General features: G+C 41.9%; 13 protein-coding genes. 4 read left to right on the forward strand and 9 right to left on the reverse strand.

The window, feature by feature from the left end; translation table 11 throughout:
* Window positions 1-8: 8 nt before the first annotated feature.
* From nadD to leuS, 4 genes are read right to left on the reverse strand one after another with little or no spacing between them, the layout of a single operon-like run.
* Window positions 9-644 carry a nicotinate-nucleotide adenylyltransferase gene (nadD, locus tag L1D46_RS16545; protein ID WP_167658324.1) on the reverse strand — a complete coding sequence of 212 codons (636 nt, stop codon included), beginning with the start codon at window positions 642-644 and terminating at the stop codon, window positions 9-11.
* Window positions 645-656: 12 nt separating this feature from the next.
* Window positions 657-1,697 carry a DNA polymerase III subunit delta gene (gene holA / locus L1D46_RS16550; RefSeq protein WP_130051164.1) on the reverse strand — a complete coding sequence of 347 codons (1,041 nt, stop codon included), beginning with the start codon at window positions 1,695-1,697 and terminating at the stop codon, window positions 657-659.
* Window positions 1,697-2,188 (reverse strand): LPS assembly lipoprotein LptE, encoded by a 492-nt coding sequence (gene lptE / locus L1D46_RS16555; RefSeq protein ID WP_130051165.1) that lies wholly within the window; start codon window positions 2,186-2,188, stop codon window positions 1,697-1,699. The genes holA and lptE overlap by 1 nt, the downstream gene beginning before the upstream one ends.
* A gap of 1 nt (window position 2,189) precedes the next feature.
* On the reverse strand, window positions 2,190-4,778 hold the full coding sequence (gene leuS / locus L1D46_RS16560; protein WP_178927166.1) for a leucine--tRNA ligase: 2,589 nt from the start codon (window positions 4,776-4,778) through the stop codon (window positions 2,190-2,192).
* Window positions 4,779-4,964: 186 nt separating this feature from the next.
* On the opposite strand from leuS, the gene L1D46_RS16565 reads away from it, so the two are divergent.
* From L1D46_RS16565 to L1D46_RS16575, 3 genes are all read left to right on the forward strand, one after another.
* The gene (locus L1D46_RS16565; RefSeq protein WP_130051167.1) at window positions 4,965-5,423 is read left to right on the forward strand and encodes a zinc ribbon-containing protein; all 459 of its coding nucleotides are present in this window, start codon (window positions 4,965-4,967) and stop codon (window positions 5,421-5,423) included.
* A 69-nt stretch (window positions 5,424-5,492) separates the two neighbouring features.
* Window positions 5,493-7,895 carry an ATP-binding protein gene (locus L1D46_RS16570; protein ID WP_130051168.1) on the forward strand — a complete coding sequence of 801 codons (2,403 nt, stop codon included), beginning with the start codon at window positions 5,493-5,495 and terminating at the stop codon, window positions 7,893-7,895.
* The gene (locus L1D46_RS16575; RefSeq protein WP_239977897.1) at window positions 7,892-8,368 is read left to right on the forward strand and encodes an FKBP-type peptidyl-prolyl cis-trans isomerase; all 477 of its coding nucleotides are present in this window, start codon (window positions 7,892-7,894) and stop codon (window positions 8,366-8,368) included. Before L1D46_RS16570 ends, L1D46_RS16575 begins: the two co-directional genes overlap by 4 nt.
* 88 nt (window positions 8,369-8,456) lie before the next feature.
* Here L1D46_RS16575 and lnt read toward each other — a convergent pair whose 3' ends face one another.
* From lnt to miaB, 5 genes are read right to left on the reverse strand one after another with little or no spacing between them, the layout of a single operon-like run.
* Window positions 8,457-10,004 carry an apolipoprotein N-acyltransferase gene (lnt, locus tag L1D46_RS16580; RefSeq protein WP_239977898.1) on the reverse strand — a complete coding sequence of 516 codons (1,548 nt, stop codon included), beginning with the start codon at window positions 10,002-10,004 and terminating at the stop codon, window positions 8,457-8,459.
* Window positions 9,985-10,869, reverse strand: coding sequence for a CNNM family magnesium/cobalt transport protein CorC (gene corC / locus L1D46_RS16585; protein ID WP_130051171.1), 885 nt, complete (start codon window positions 10,867-10,869; stop codon window positions 9,985-9,987). The genes lnt and corC overlap by 20 nt, the downstream gene beginning before the upstream one ends.
* Before the next feature lie 22 nt (window positions 10,870-10,891).
* Window positions 10,892-11,347, reverse strand: coding sequence for an rRNA maturation RNase YbeY (gene ybeY, locus L1D46_RS16590; protein WP_054551659.1), 456 nt, complete (start codon window positions 11,345-11,347; stop codon window positions 10,892-10,894).
* Window positions 11,344-12,396, reverse strand: coding sequence for a PhoH family protein (locus tag L1D46_RS16595; RefSeq protein WP_054551658.1), 1,053 nt, complete (start codon window positions 12,394-12,396; stop codon window positions 11,344-11,346). The genes ybeY and L1D46_RS16595 overlap by 4 nt, the downstream gene beginning before the upstream one ends.
* Before the next feature lie 49 nt (window positions 12,397-12,445).
* Window positions 12,446-13,891 carry a tRNA (N6-isopentenyl adenosine(37)-C2)-methylthiotransferase MiaB gene (gene miaB, locus L1D46_RS16600; RefSeq protein WP_130051173.1) on the reverse strand — a complete coding sequence of 482 codons (1,446 nt, stop codon included), beginning with the start codon at window positions 13,889-13,891 and terminating at the stop codon, window positions 12,446-12,448.
* 257 nt (window positions 13,892-14,148) lie between these two features.
* Between miaB and L1D46_RS16605 the strand changes: the two genes are divergently transcribed.
* Window positions 14,149-15,318 (forward strand): FAD-dependent oxidoreductase, encoded by a 1,170-nt coding sequence (locus L1D46_RS16605; protein WP_239977899.1) that lies wholly within the window; start codon window positions 14,149-14,151, stop codon window positions 15,316-15,318.
* Window positions 15,319-15,384 lie beyond the last annotated feature (66 nt).

A 15,384-nucleotide genomic window follows, 5' to 3' on the forward strand; every position in this document is an offset into this window, starting at 1 on the left:
GACAGTATTTATTCATCTGTTTGGTAAAGATGATGCTGCGCAATGTATTGACTTACCGTGGTAGGTAAAAGTTCCGCTATATTATCATTTAAATGCAGCTTTTTTCTGATTTCGCTTGAGGCAGCATTAACTTGTAAGCCATCTAAAAAGAATAACTTACCTGCATGGGTTTGTTGCAGTTGGCTGAGCTGCTCAGTAAAAGCATTTTCTTTATAAACCGCTAACTCACCACTTACTTGACAGTGTTGACCCGGACGTTGATAAACAACGATATGGCATAGTTCGACAATTTCTTGCCATTTAAACCACTTGTCTAGGCTATTGAATGAGTCCATGCCGATTAAAAACATAATCGGTGAAGACGGATTTTCTGCACGAAGCTCTTTTAAGCTCAGTAGCGAATAAGATGCACCTTCTCTATTTAACTCTCGATAATCAATAGCAAAATGTGGGTTGTTTTCAATCGCGAGTTTCAGCATGTTAATTCGATGCTCATCACTTATTCCTGGCTTAGCTTTGTGAGCGGGAATAGCGCAAGGCATGAAGTAAAGGGTATCAAGTTGACACTGCTGAACGCATTGCTGGGCCATATTAATATGACCTAAGTGAATCGGGTCAAAGGTGCCACCGAAAATAGCAATCATGAATTGTCACTCTTAGTCGAAGACTGGGTGGCAAGGTAAAGGTATTGCCACTGGTTGGCAAAACATTAAGCATATGTGCATTAATGCTTGGTAGGGAGCTACGAGGTTCCCTTGTTTATAAGCTGCATCAAACTGAGCTAACTGAACTGTAATTTGTTCGAGTACTTTAATATTTAAGCGGTTTAAGGCTTGTTGAACAATCGCTTGTTGATTTTTCCAAATATTAAATTGCTTGTATAAATCAGCCATGTTGGCACCATTTAAGCGCCCATGTTGCATCGCCAGTAAATTTGCAGCTTCTTTGTTAATAGCCCAAAAAATACTCATTGCTTCGGTATTATCAGCGGCAAGTTTAGTCATTACTTTAACGGCTTGCTTGGCTTGGCCATTTAATAGAGCATCACTTAAGTCAAAAATATCAAACTTAGACTGGTTAAGCAGTCCTTGCATTACGGCTTGTTGGTCAATTAGCTCACTACCGTAGAGTAAAGACAGTTTTTCTAGCTCTTGATGACAGGCAAGTAAATTACCTTCTGTGGCATCAATCAAGCTTTGTTTAGCATTGTTATGAAGGTTCAAGTTTAAACGGTAACATTGCTCATCCAACCAACGACTTAGATGATTACCTGTGAGGGGATAACAAGGAACGAATAAGCCTTGTTTATCTAAGGCCTTAAACCAAGCACTGCGTTGAATATCTTGGCTGGCTTTGGCACCTTTTAAAACCAAAATAGTATCGGGATTAGCAAGCTCAACAAGTTGTTTAAAGATTTGGCTGCCTTGAGTACCTGGTTTTTGCTCGTTTAAATCAAACTCAATTAAGGTACGAGCACTAAACAGCGACATACTCTGGTATTGAGCAACAATTTCTTGCCAATCAAAACCTGGCATTAAGGTAAATTTAATGACCTCGTCAAAGCCTTGCTGTTTAGCAGCTTGGCGAATTTGCATGACACACTGTTCAATTTGAAAAGGCTCTTCACCAAAGACCATGTAAAAAGGCGCTAGGCCTTTTTTTAACTGGCTCGGAAGTTGGTTTGCATAACAACGCATTAGAGTTGTGATAACTCACGAACGATACGGCGACTCGCTTGTTTACGAATTTCGTTTAATAGTAAATCAAGTTCTTTTGCCTTTGCAAGGGCATTGTCAGGGTCGTCTTGGTAGTTACGATACAGCTCAAAACTTTGATTTATGGCTTTTTGACCTGGTCGCTTTAGGGTATAGCTTACACTATAGGCAAGTTCATATTCAGCAACCTGACCATTATCAAATAATGACAATATTTGACGCTCTAGACGGTCTTTGTGGATGATTAACTCAGGGTATAGGCTGTCACTTTCGTTTAGCTTTACTTGACTAGCAATAAGCTCTTTCTCAACTAATTCGAATAGCGCTGATTTTTCATCATCACCAGCAAGGGTGATCACTTTCAAGTCTTCAGGCAAATTAGAGGCTTTCTTTAAGTGAAAGCCACAACTTGTTAGTAGTAAACAGACTAGCGCAAGGGCTAGTCCGTTTTTCAGTGCTTGAAGCGCTGCCATCTTAATTAGCAACCACGTTAAGTAGTTTGCCAGGTACGTAAATCACTTTACGGATGGTTACGCCATCAGTGAACTTAGTCACGTTTTCTTCAGCAAATGCTAGCGTTTCAACTTGCTCTTTCGTTGCATCTGCAGGCACTGTTAACTTAGCACGTAGCTTACCGTTAACCTGTACAATGATTAGCTTCTCATCTTCAACAAGCGCTGATTCATCAACCTTTGGCCATGCTGCATCTAAGATGTCGCCTTCTTTGCCAAGGTCTTGCCATAACTGGTGACACATATGCGGCGTGATAGGCGCAAGCATGATAAGCAATGCTTCAAGAGCTTCGTTAGCAATAGCTACATCTTGCTTATCTGCAAGTGGTGCTTTTAATAATTTGTTAGAGATTTCCATGATTGCTGCAATCGCGGTGTTGAATGTTTGACGACGTTCAACGTCATCAGTTACTTTTGCAATTGCTTTATGAAGCTCACGACGTAGTACTTTTTGGTCGTTGTTTAATGCTGACTTATCAAGCGCTTGGTAGCCTACTGTTTCTACATCAACAGCGTATTTCCAAATACGTTTTAAGAAACGCATTGCACCTTCAACACCTGAATCTGACCACTCAAGGGTTTGCTCTGGTGGCGCTGTAAACATCATGAATAAACGAACTGTATCTGCACCGTACTCGGCAATAACTTGTTGTGGGTCGATACCGTTGTTTTTCGATTTCGACATTTTGCTCATGCCTGCAGAGAATACTGGCTCGCCATCTTCTTTGTGCCAAGCCTTAACAACACGACCTTTGTCGTCTGTTTCAGTTTGTACGTCTGTTGGGGAAATCCAAATATCACCGCCTTTCTCATCTTTACGATAGAAAGTATCTGCTAATACCATGCCTTGACATAGTAAGCGCTCAAATGGCTCATCTGAGTTAACTAAACCGAAGTCACGTAATAGTTTGTGGAAGAAGCGCGAGTAAAGTAAGTGCAAGATCGCATGCTCAATACCACCAATGTATTGGTTTACTGGTAACCAGTAATTTGCGGCACCTGGCTCAATCATACCTTCGTCAAAACGAGGGCTACAGTAACGTGCGTAATACCATGATGATTCCATAAAGGTATCGAAGGTATCAGTTTCGTGGAATGCAGGTGCGCCATTTACAGTTGTTTTAGCCCATTCAGGGTCAGCTTTGATTGGCGAAGTAACACCATTCATTACTACGTCTTCTGGTAAGCGAACTGGTAGCATGTCTTCAGTTGCTGCAAGCTCATCACCATTTTCGTCGCTAAGCATTGGGATTGGAGAACCCCAGTAACGCTGACGGCTAACACCCCAGTCACGGAGACGGAAGTTAACTTTACGCTCACCGACACCAAGTGCTTCTAGTTTGTCTGCAACCGCATTAAACGCTGCTTCAAACTCAAGACCATCGAACTCACCTGAGTTAACTAACACGCCTTTTTCTGTGTAAGCTTGGTTGTCTAAATCAACCGTTTCTTCAGAACCTGCAGCTGGTGCGATAACTTGAGTGATCTCAAGGCCATAAGCTGATGCGAACTCGTAGTCACGTTGGTCATGTGCAGGAACAGCCATTACAGCGCCTGAGCCGTAATCCATTAATACAAAGTTAGCAACCCAAATTGGTACTTGCTTACCTGTTAATGGGTGAATCGCATAAAAGCCAGTAGCAATGCCTTTTTTGTCCATGGTTGCCATGTCTGCTTCTGCGATTTTCGTGTTTTTACACTCATCAACAAACATTGCCACAGCATCGCTGTTTTTAGCGGCTTCTTGTGCAATTGGGTGACCTGCTGCAACAGCAACATACGTCACACCCATGAAGGTATCAGGGCGCGTTGTATAAACACTGAATGTATCGTCGTTATCAGCACGCTTGAATTCGATTTCTAAGCCTTCAGAACGACCAATCCAGTTGCGTTGCATGGTTTTAACTTGCTCAGGCCAGTGATCTAGTTTGTCTAAATCATCTAATAATTCTTGTGCGTAATCAGTGATTTTGATAAACCATTGTGGAATTTCTTTTTGCTCAACAATGGCACCTGAACGCCAACCACGACCATCAATTACTTGCTCGTTCGCTAGTACTGTTTGGTCAACTGGATCCCAGTTTACTGTTGACATCTTTTTGTATACTAAGCCTTTTTCGTAAAGCTTAGTGAAGAACCACTGTTCCCACTTATAATATTCTGGATGACATGTTGCGATTTCACGATCCCAATCATAACCAAAGCCAAGTTGCTTTAACTGATCGCGCATGTAATCGATGTTTTCGTAAGTCCACTTAGCAGGTGCGGTGTTGTTTTTGATTGCCGCGTTTTCAGCAGGAAGACCAAACGCATCCCAACCCATTGGTTGCATTACGTTTTTGCCTTGCAAGCGTTGGAAGCGAGATACTACGTCACCAATGGTGTAGTTACGAACGTGACCCATGTGGAGTCGGCCGCTTGGGTATGGGAACATCGATAGGCAGTAATACTTTTCTTTGCTCTCATCTTCAGTGACTTTAAATACTTGGTTTTCTTCCCAGTAGGCTTGTACTTTTGACTCTATGTCTTGCGGGTTATATTGCTCTTGCATCTACGATTCCAGACTTCTTGCAAATTAATAAAAAATTGTCGATAAGGATAACCCAAAATACATGCTAATCACAGCGGCAAATAGGCGCTTTTATTAATTTTCCAATGAAATATATTTTCAGGACAGGTTAACCTATACTCAACTAGTATAACGATTGATTTTTCATCACTTTTGAAGGAGTAAACGATGGCAGATTATAAATCTTGGCTTAGTGATTTGAGTGCTTGGCTTAAAGACGTAAAAGAGAATGAGCTAAAAGATGCAATGGAGAAATTTGTTGAGTCAGAGCAGGCACTTAAAGATTTAGGTCAAGAAAAGCTATATCAGTATCGTGACTATTTAAAGCGCGATATTGACCATATCAAAGAAAACGACAGTCATTATGACTCACTCGCTTGGCTAGAGCTCAAAGAGTCTCTTTGGTACGAATTGTCGCATATCGAAGATAAAACCCAGCTTGAATGGCAAGCATTAAACCAAGATTTTAAACACAATGGTGTGTATCAAGAAGGAGAATGGATAGCCATGGGCACATTAGTATGTAAAAATTGTCAGCATAGTTACGATGTTTACCATGCTACGCAAATTACTCCTTGTACTGAATGTGGCGGTATTTATTTTCGCCGTAAGGCATTACAACCTTAATCAGTGACGCAGGCTTGTGCTGGGCGTTACCTATAATGCCCAGTCAAAACTGGGAAATAAGAAGTTAGAATGACAAAAAAACTAATCCCTCTACCTGTTTCTGCGTTAGCACCTGAGATTGCTGCAAGCCATGTTGCCACTTGCATGCAAAACCCATATCCAGAAGCCTTACCATTTATTGGCCAGCAACGTGCACAAAGTGCCCTCGACTTTTCATTGGGGATGGAATTACCTGGATATAATGTTTATGTAATGGGTGAAGCGGCGCACGGACGTTACACCTTAGTAAAAGACAAGCTCACAGCCCATTCAAAAGACCGCCCAACGCCTAATGAGTGGTTGTACGTTAATAACTATGAAGACCACCGCGAGCCTATTGCGTTATTTATGCAAGCTGGTCAATCAAAACAGTTAGCAGACGATATTGATTCTTTCATTGATGAAGTACTCGATACATTCCCCGCTGCTTTTGATAATCCTGGTTATCAACGTAAGAAAAAATCAATCGACCGTGAGTTTACCGATACTTACGATGCGGCAATTACATCAGTCGAAATTGCTGCTCTTGAGCAAAGTGTGGCTCTGATTGAAGAAAATGGCGTCGTTGGCTTTGCGCCTTTGGTTAACGGTAAACAACTGAGTGACAGTGAATTTGCAGCCCTTGAAGAGCCATTGCGTATTGAGTTTTATGAGGTCATTGAAAAACTTGAAGATGCATTAATCGAAGCTCTGATTGAGCTGCCACGCTGGAAGCGTGAGTCATCTGAGAAACTGCGTAACCTTAAAAAATCAACTGCAGAGCTTGCCACTAAACCACTAATTAAAGCCCTTGAACACAAATATGCCACGCATATTGGTGTGTTACGTTACTTAAAAGACATTCGTGAAGAAATCATTGATGCAGTGCTTGAGTGGCTCGACGACGATGAAAACGACGAAAATAAAGAAGACTTTGACCGTAAAGGGATGCTCACAGACTTCTTTGCGCCAAATATCTTAGTAGAATACAAAGAAGATGATGCAGCGCCTGTGGTGTATGAGCCAAATCCAACGTTTGGTAATATCTTCGGAAAAATTGAATATGCGACTTCGCAAGGCTCTTTAATCACCAGTTACCGTTCAATACAACCAGGTGCATTGCACCGTGCTAATGGTGGTTATTTGATTATGGATGCAGAGAAAGTTATGTCTAACCCACAAGTGTGGGATGGCCTTAAGTTATCTTTAAAAACGCATCAAATCAAAAACGACTTACCTTATCAAGACAGCTCTGTGGGGAGTAGCTTTACATTACGTCCGCAGCTTATTCCCCTTGATGTAAAAATAGTGCTGCTAGGCTCACGGGAGCTCTATTACACAATAGGTGAATATGACGAAGAGTTTGCTGAGTTATTTCGTGTACTCGCTGATTTTGATTACTATTTGCCAAGCAGTGACAAACTGCAATATCAGTTCATTACCAAGGTCACTGAATATTGTCAGCAGACACTTAATTGCACAGTAAATGAAGCAGCGATGGCGAGGTTATTAAAATTTAGTTATCGTCAAGCTGAGCATCATAACAAGCTCTCAGCTCGTTTTGCTGATGTATTAGAATTAGTGGCAGAAGCCAGTTTTTATGCCAAGCAAGATGGGCAAACTGTGATTGATGCTCATCACATCGATGAAGCTATTGTAGGTAAGCAATATCGCACCGGGCAAATTTCAGAAACCATGTTGAGTGATATCAAAGAAGGGCAAATTTTAATTGCTACTGAAGGTCACGCCGTGGGCAAAGTGAATGGCTTAACCGTGCTGCACATTGGTGATACTTCATTTGGTACCCCTGCACGTATTACCGCCACTGTGTACGCAGGTGCAGATGGCGTTATTGACGTTGAACGTGAAGCCGAGCTGGGTAAAGCAATTCACTCAAAAGGGGTGATGCTATTAACCGGTTACTTAGGTAATAAATATGCTCAGCAATTTAGCCTAACGCTCAGTGCCAATATCGCAATCGAGCAAAGCTATGGTTACATTGATGGTGATAGCGCCTCATTAGCAGAGCTTTGCGCGCTAATATCGGCAATTACTAATTTACCTATTAGCCAATCTATCGCGCTTACAGGCTCAATTAACCAGCATGGAGACGTGCAATCAATCGGTGGCGTCAACGAGAAAATAGAAGGCTTCTTTAAGCTTTGTAAAATGCGTGGCTTAACTGGTGAGCAAGGGGTGATTATTCCTAAATCAAATCAAGTCAATTTAGTGCTTGATGACGAAGTGCTCGATGCGGTAGAAAAAGGACGCTTTAACATTTATGCCGTTGAAACAGTTGATCAAGCACTGAGTTTATTAATGGATAAAGACGCAGGCGAAATGACACCACAAGGTTATCCTGATGGCTCAATAAATGCCCTAGCATTAGCAAGGCTTGCCAATATTGCTGATATCGTTAATGGCGATAATGATGATGAGAAGGACGCAGAATGATTAATTTAATACTTTTACTGATCATTGGTATCTTTTGCTTTTTAATTTTTAAAAATAGTAAAAAGGCGAAGCTACAAGCCCTTGAAAATGAAAAACTAGCAGCGGACTTTTTAGCGAACAATAGTAAAGCCGACGATGTTCATGAAACCGCATCTGGGCTGCAATACAAAATTGAGCAAAGTTCAGGTAATGACGCAAAGCCAAGTGCAACCAGTAAAGTAAAGGTTCACTATCATGGTACGCTTATGGATGGCAGTGTTTTTGACAGCTCAGTGGTAAGAAATTCGCCAATCAGTTTTGGTTTAAACCAAGTCATTGCAGGTTGGACCGAAGGCTTACAACTCATGAGTGAAGGGGATAAGTTTACCTTTTATATCCCGCCGCAGCTTGCGTACGGCCGTAAACGCGTAGGTAGTATTCCAGCAGGTTCATTGCTGATATTTGACGTAGAGTTGATAAAGATAGAATCTTAAATTTAATCTTGCAATAGTACTTGTTCACCTAGTTAAGCGAATGAGTATAAAACACAAAAAAGGCTTCATAATGAAGCCTTTTATTTTGTTATTTTTTGAGTCTTAAAATCAAACCAACCGTACTGAGTAATATGACTACGGCCCATACTGGCCAATTACCATATTGGCTGTAAATACTATCGCCTTTAATTAAAGTGATATTGGCTTCGAGTACATCCGCTTTAAATTGCGGCATAGCTAATTGTGATTTAGCGATGGGGTCGTAAACGGCACTAATACCATTGTTAGTAACTCGAATTAACGGGCGCTGTAATTCTAGGGCGCGCATACGCGCTATTTGCATATGCTGATGTGGGCCATGAGAGTCTCCAAACCATGCATCATTACTAACCGTAAATAAGATATCAGAATCGCTGCGATAATTACCACGAACTAAATCGGCAAAGGCAATTTCATAGCAAATAGCCGGCAAGATATTTAAGCTATTTGCGCGTAAATTGTTTTGCACTTCATCACCACGGGTGAAAGATGACATCGGCAAGTCAAACAGTGGTGCGATTGGGCGCAGAAAATCTTGAAACGGCACAAACTCACCAATGGGTAATAACTGATGCTTTTGGTAGCGGTTTTTACCTAAATATTGATAGTGGCCTTCACTGTCATCGTGTTCTTTTTTACCCAGCACAATCAAAGTATTAAAAATGTTACGCGTGTCGTATTGGTAATCGACGATGCCGGTAATAAGTGCAGTGTTATTAAACGTTGCAGCACTATCGAGGCCTGTTAAATACTCGGTTGATAATGCTTCAAGCTCGGGGACTGCTGCCTCTGGCCAGACAATTAAATCTGCATTCCAATGTAGGCGAGTCATATCTTGGTATTTGCTCATCGTCGTCCAAAACTCAGACGGCTCAAAGCGAAGATGCTGTTTAATATTACCCTGCACCAGTACAGCTTTAATAGTTTTGTCTTGGTAGTGAAGCTGATTGCTGTTTGCAATCGTATATAAGCCTGCTAAAAGAGCCACAGAGGCGATAAGTGGTTTAGCATCTTTGTATGCTATACGATATAAGGCAAACGCAATTAACATGCATACAAGCGTGATACCGAACTCGCCAATTATGGGCGCTAAAAAATTAAGTGGGCTGTCGGTTTGCGTGTAACCAAAGCTAAGCCAAGGAAAGCCTGTCAGCAATGTGCCACGTAAGTACTCTGTGGTTGCTATAGCGGCTAGTAACCAACAGATAAAGCTATATGGGGCTTTAGCAAGGCGTGTAGTCAGCCAAGCGGCTAATGCAGGATACAGAGCTAAATAAGCACATAGCAGCACCATTAATGATAGTGATGCTATTAACGGCATACCACCAAAGGTCGCTATTGATACATGAACCCAACTTATGCCCGCGCCAAACCAGCCTAAACCAAATATAAAGCCATATTTAGCACTTTGTTTAGCAGCTAATTTACCGTTTGCGAGTGGGTTTATGCAGTAGAGCAGGGCACCAAGAGAAAGAAAAGTTATAAACCATAGGTTATAGGGTGCGTAACTTAAGGTTAAAAAGAGGCCCGCAACAAGTGCGAGCCAGGCTTTTTTATCTTTTGCAAGGTGGCTTAGGTTAGTTAGCAGTTTCTTCACTGTCGTTATCATCAGCCTTTGGAATGGTGACTTGCAATTGTAAGATGCGGCGGTTATCTGAGTTAGTGACTTTAAAGTGTAAGCCTTCTACTTCGATGGTTTCACCACGGCTTGGCATATGGCCAAATGCATGTAAAACAATACCACCTATGGTGTCAGCATCAGAGGTGCTGTAACCGGTTTTAAAATATTCGTTAAAGTCATCAACTTCAGTCAGTGCTTGCACAGCGTAAACGTGCTTTGCAACTTGGCGAATATCTTGTAGGTCTTCACTTTCATCGTGCTCGTCTTCGATTTCACCAACGATGATTTCAAGAATATCTTCGATAGTTACAAGACCAGACACACCACCATACTCATCAATAACGATAGCCATGTGGTAACGTTGTTGACGAAACTCATTTAGGAGCGTGTCAACACGTTTACTTTCAGGCACTACAACCGCAGGGCGTAAATATTCACGTAATGAAGGTAGTTGATCATCTTTATTGATGATCAGTGGTAATAAATCTTTTGCTAATAAAATACCTTCAACATGGTCTTTGTCTTCACACACCACTGGAAAGCGTGAATGTGTTGAATCAACCATCATAGGCAATAGTTCTTCTAAAGGTGTATCAACCTCTAAGGTCACCATTTGCGAGCGTGGGATCATGATGTCACGCACTTTTAGCTCTGATACACCTAGTACCCCTTCAATCATGTCTTTGGTTTCAGGGTCGATAAGGTCGCGTTCTTGCGCATCGGCAATTACTTCTACCAGCTCTTCTCTATTCTGGGGTTCCCCTTGCAACATTTGGGCTATGCGGCCCAGCCACGTTTTGCCAGAAGAACCCTGGCTAGTTTGCGAGTTGTCGTCGCTCATTGCGTCTAATTGCTCCGTTAATTTAAATATCGTCTCGATATGGGTCAGCGATGTTCAGATCGGCAAGTAATTGCTTTTCTATGCTTTCCATTTCAAGTGCATCTTCGTCCTTTATATGGTCAAATCCAAGTAAATGCAAGCATCCATGGATAACCATATGGGCAAAATGGTCGTGAAAGGTCTTTTCTTGCTCAATTGATTCGGCTAAAACAATGGCCGGACAAATGATTAAATCACCTACTAAAGGTAACTCAATGCCCGGTGGTGCTTCAAATGGAAAAGATAAGACATTAGTCGGTTTATCTTTGCCGCGGTAATCATTGTTGAGCTGCTGGCTTTGCGCTTCATCACTGATCACTATGGTCAGCTCTGCATCTTCACGGTAATTGCTAAGGGCTTTGTCAGCCCACAGCTGGAATTGTTCAAAGCTTGGTAAGTCGTCAAACTCACAGGCTATTTGTAAATCTAATTCGGTCACGAGTTTGCTTCTTGTTGGTTTGCTTGCGCTTCTTTCGCACGTTGTTTCTCAGCACGTTTTAAACGCTCTGCTTCATCGTTGCGCTCATAAGCTTCAACGATACGGGCAACAACCGGATGGCGCACCACATCGTGTGATTGGAAGAAGTTAAAGCTAATTTCATCTACACCGTTTAATACTTCGATGGCATGGCGAAGACCTGAACGAGCACCACGGGGTAAATCGACTTGTGTAATATCACCAGTAATTACCGCTTTTGAGTTAAAGCCAATACGGGTTAAGAACATTTTCATTTGTTCTGCTGTGGTGTTTTGGCTTTCATCAAGAATAATAAACGCGTCATTCAGTGTACGACCACGCATGTAGGCAAGGGGCGCTACTTCAATCACGTTTTTCTCAATCAGCTTTTCAACTCGCTCAAAGCCAAGCATTTCAAATAACGCATCGTATAATGGGCGTAAATAAGGGTCGATTTTTTGGCTTAAGTCACCAGGTAAAAAGCCTAGCTTTTCACCTGCTTCAACTGCAGGGCGGGTTAATAAAATACGGCGAATTTCTTGACGCTCTAAGGCATCAACAGCTGCTGCAACGGCTAAATAAGTTTTACCTGTACCGGCTGGGCCAATACCGAAAGTAATATCGTGATGCAAAATATTAGCAACATACACGCCTTGATTATCATTGCGCGGTTTAATAACGCCACGGCGAGTTTTAATCACCATGTCTTTGCCATATACACCTGGATTTTCATCTTGCTCAAGAGCATTTGATTCGCTAATCGCCAAATGTACGGCTTCAGGTTCAATTTCGCCAATCAGGCCGCGAATAGGTTGAGTTTCAATATAGAGGTTTTTTAGGATCTCAACAGCCGCTGCTGCAAGGTGCAGTTTACCGGTTACTCTGAAGAAATTATCACGGTGTGCTATCTCAACACCAAGGCGGCGTTCAATTTGCTTAATGTTTTCGTCAAACGGACCACATAAAGATGAAAGGCGTTTGTTGTCGGCGGGTTCTAAATAAATCTCTAATGTTTTTAACTGATTACTCAAAATTGCTTCCTATTGATGGGTGCAGGCAGTGCCTGCACCAAGTGTCACCCTAAGGTACGAAAGTAGCAACGCCAATTTCGTTAGGGGCCGCAGCGGCCTCAGCTTCAGCAGCTTTACTTAAAATAGCTGAAGGTGCCACATCACGACGTAAGTTCATTTCTGATTCTGTACGAATTAACTCACCACGTAAAGAGTTTGGCAATGCTTCTGTAATACGTACATCAACGAATTGACCGATCACTGAGTGAGGGCCTTCAAAGTTAACCACACGGTTATTCTCGGTACGGCCACGTAATTCCATAGGATTCTTTTTAGAAGGGCCTTCAACTAGAATACGTTGTTCAGTACCAAACATTTGTCGGCTGATTTGTTGTGCCATTTGCGTAATACGATTCTGTAGAAGGTATAAACGCTCTTTTTTCTCTTGCTCTGTCACATCATCAGGTAAATCAGCAGCAGGAGTACCAGGTCGCGCACTGTAGATAAAGCTGAAGCTCATATCGAAACCAATATCATTAATTAGGTTCATGGTTGCTTCAAAGTCAGCTTTACTTTCGCCAGGGAAACCAATGATGAAGTCAGATGACATGCTTAGGTTAGGGCGAATTTTACGTAGCTTACGGATTGTAGATTTGTACTCAAGTGCAGTGTGACCACGTTTCATTAAATTAAGAATACGGTCTGAACCACTTTGTACTGGTAAGTGTAGGTGATCAACAAGCTCAGGTACGTCTGCATACGCATCAATGATATCTGGCGTAAATTCTACAGGATGCGATGTGGTGTAACGAATACGGTCAATACCGTCAATTGCAGCTACATAACGTAGTAGGTCAGAGAAGTAACAAATCTCACCGTCATGAGTTTCACCGCGATACGCATTTACGTTTTGTCCAAGTAGGTTCACTTCACGAACGCCTTGCTCTGCAAGTTGTGCTACTTCAAGTAATACGTCATCAAGTGGACGGCTTACTTCTTCACCACGCGTATAAGGTACTACGCAGAATGTACAGTATTTAGAGCAACCTTCCATAATTGATACAAACGCAGTAGGGCCTTCCGCTTTTGGCTCAGGTAAACGGTCGAACTTTTCAATCTCAGGGAATGAAACGTCAACTACCGAGCTGCTGTCGCCACTTTGCACTTGCTTAATCATTTCTGGTAAGCGGTGTAATGTTTGCGGGCCAAAGATTACATCAACAAACGGCGCACGTTGACGAATCGAGTCACCTTCTTGCGAGGCAACACAGCCACCAACACCAATGATTAATTCTGGTTTGTCGTCTTTTAACAGTTTCCAACGGCCAAGCTGATGGAATACTTTTTCTTGTGCTTTTTCACGGATTGAACAGGTATTGAGTAAGATCACGTCTGCGTCTTCAGCTTCTTCAGTTAACTGATAGCCGTTAGTCGCATCTAGTAGATCAGCCATCTTCTGAGAGTCGTACTCGTTCATCTGACAACCCCAGGTTTTAATATGCAGCTTTTTACTCATTGAAATATAGCCTCGTTTTCAATTCGGTAGTGACACAAAAATGTGTTAGAAACAGGATTAAGTGGCAGTATGCCGACCTAAAGGACGCGTATTTTAGCTGGATACCCGCACAGATCCAAGTATAGTTTTTATCTTTGTGGTGTGAAATCAAACAAGTTACTGTTTTGAAATTCATAAGCGGTAAATGCACTGACACGCAATATTGAATTACGTTACAATTTGTCGCGTATTTTAATAGCCAAATGAGCGAATATTAAATGAATAAAAATAAGGTAATAATTGTCGGTGGTGGCATGGTCGGCGCTGCTACAGCGGTAACACTGGCTAAACAGGGTAGGGATGTCACCGTCATTGAAAAGCACCTTATCGATGCTGATCACATTCTTAGTTCAGATAAAGTAGATATTCGCATTTCGGCTATTAATCGTTTTTCAGAAAACTTACTCGACGACCTAGGTGCAATGCCGTTACTTAGGCAAAATCGCATCGCGCCTTATCAACAGCTTGAAGCCTACCAGCAGCAAGACGAGAATCTATTGTTTGATTGCAAAGATATTGGCGAAACACATTTAGGTCATTTAATAGAAAATAATTTAATACAAGCCAGTCTTTGGCAACAATTTGCTAAGTACAACATTGAAGTAATAGAACAAACGTCACTAATCACAGATATTAGTCAAACGCCTGATGCAATTACCTTACATTATGGTGATACTAAATATACCGCTGATTTAGTTGTTGCTGCAGATGGCGGACAGTCCCAATTACGTACCAAAGCTGGCTTAGGTGTAACGGGTTGGCAGTACGGCCAACACTGCATGGGGGTTTTAATCAAATTAGATGCACCGCAGCAAGTAAAAACATGGCAACAATTTACCCCAACCGGACCTGTGGCGTTTTTGCCAATGCAGGCACCGTATGCCAATTTAATTTGCTATCACGACGCTGCGGTATTAAAGCAATGGCATAAACTCTCAAATGAACAACTGAAAGCAAAGCTTATAGAGCACTTTCCTGAGCTACCTGGCGACTTTGAGGTACTTGAACATGCCGTTTTTCCACTTGCACGCCAACATGCTAATGGTTATTCACAGGGGCGTTTAGTTTTGGTTGGCGATTCGGCTCACACAATAAACCCACTTGCAGGTCAGGGCGTGAACTTAGGTTTTCAGGATGTCGTCGCGTTGGCTGATATTTTGGCAGAACAACAGGATGTTGGTCACCATGATTTATTAAAACGCTATGAGAAAAAACGCCGTCACGCTAATTTACTAATGATGAGTATGATGGATGCGTGTTACTTTGGCTTTTCAAATGAGGTTAAACCACTTAGCTGGGTGCGCAGTAAGTTTTTAAAGCTTGCAAATAATACAGGTCCTGCAAAAAACTGGGTGTTAAAGTATGCTATCAGCGGGACATTAGATTAATACAAATTCGTAATCAATACTAACAAGCGGGTTAATGAAAATTAGCCCGTTTTTTTATGTAGATAT

Origin of the sequence: Pseudoalteromonas sp. Isolate3 (genome assembly GCF_022398505.1) — a bacterium.
GTDB lineage: Bacteria > Pseudomonadota > Gammaproteobacteria > Enterobacterales > Alteromonadaceae > Pseudoalteromonas > Pseudoalteromonas apostichopi.

What these genes read in the sequence shown, in the direction of transcription:
- nadD (WP_167658324.1), bottom strand. Translation starts at nt 644, where the DNA reads ATGATTGCTATTTTCGGTGGCACCTTTGACCCGATTCACTTAGGTCAT.
- holA (WP_130051164.1), bottom strand. Translation starts at nt 1,697, where the DNA reads ATGCGTTGTTATGCAAACCAACTTCCGAGCCAGTTAAAAAAAGGCCTA.
- lptE (WP_130051165.1), bottom strand. Translation starts at nt 2,188, where the DNA reads ATGGCAGCGCTTCAAGCACTGAAAAACGGACTAGCCCTTGCGCTAGTC.
- leuS (WP_178927166.1), bottom strand. Translation starts at nt 4,778, where the DNA reads ATGCAAGAGCAATATAACCCGCAAGACATAGAGTCAAAAGTACAAGCC.
- L1D46_RS16565 (WP_130051167.1), top strand. Translation starts at nt 4,965, where the DNA reads ATGGCAGATTATAAATCTTGGCTTAGTGATTTGAGTGCTTGGCTTAAA.
- L1D46_RS16570 (WP_130051168.1), top strand. Translation starts at nt 5,493, where the DNA reads ATGACAAAAAAACTAATCCCTCTACCTGTTTCTGCGTTAGCACCTGAG.
- L1D46_RS16575 (WP_239977897.1), top strand. Translation starts at nt 7,892, where the DNA reads ATGATTAATTTAATACTTTTACTGATCATTGGTATCTTTTGCTTTTTA.
- corC (WP_130051171.1), bottom strand. Translation starts at nt 10,869, where the DNA reads ATGAGCGACGACAACTCGCAAACTAGCCAGGGTTCTTCTGGCAAAACG.
- miaB (WP_130051173.1), bottom strand. Translation starts at nt 13,891, where the DNA reads ATGAGTAAAAAGCTGCATATTAAAACCTGGGGTTGTCAGATGAACGAG.
- L1D46_RS16605 (WP_239977899.1), top strand. Translation starts at nt 14,149, where the DNA reads ATGAATAAAAATAAGGTAATAATTGTCGGTGGTGGCATGGTCGGCGCT.